The organism is Photobacterium andalusiense (genome assembly GCF_900185625.1).
Taxonomy (GTDB): domain Bacteria; phylum Pseudomonadota; class Gammaproteobacteria; order Enterobacterales; family Vibrionaceae; genus Photobacterium; species Photobacterium aquimaris.
Window position 1 is genome coordinate 1 of sequence record NZ_FYAJ01000054.1, and the last position, 677, is coordinate 677.

Sequence of the window (677 nt, forward strand, 5' to 3'; positions counted from 1 at the left end):
AGCTTTCCAGATTGTTAAAGAGCATAACGCAAAAGCGTTAATCAATGCGTGAGCATTAATTAGCACTTTCGCTATTTTTCTAAAACTAATTTTACCAAGCAATCTGTGTGGACACTGCATAAAACAGCATAAGTCTTTAGGTAAGGAGGTGATCCAGCCCCAGGTTCCCCTAGGGCTACCTTGTTACGACTTCACCCCAGTCATGAACCACACCGTGGTAAACGCCCTCCCGAAGGTTAAGCTATCTACTTCTGGTGCAGCCCACTCCCATGGTGTGACGGGCGGTGTGTACAAGGCCCGGGAACGTATTCACCGTGACATTCTGATTCACGATTACTAGCGATTCCGACTTCATGGAGTCGAGTTGCAGACTCCAATCCGGACTACGACGTACTTTGTGGGATTCGCTTACTATCGCTAGTTTGCAGCCCTCTGTATACGCCATTGTAGCACGTGTGTAGCCCTACTCGTAAGGGCCATGATGACTTGACGTCGTCCCCACCTTCCTCCGGTTTATCACCGGCAGTCTCCCTGGAGTTCCCACCATTACGTGCTGGCAAACAAGGATAAGGGTTGCGCTCGTTGCGGGACTTAACCCAACATTTCACAACACGAGCTGACGACAGCCATGCAGCACCTGTCTCAGAGTTCCCGAAGGCACTAAGCTATCTCTAGCG

At 50.1% G+C, this 677-nt stretch carries 1 rRNA gene; it reads right to left on the reverse strand.

From position 1 onward, the window contains the following. Positions 1-141: 141 nt before the first annotated feature. Positions 142-677, reverse strand: a 16S ribosomal RNA gene (locus PAND9192_RS20395); the annotation flags it as partial.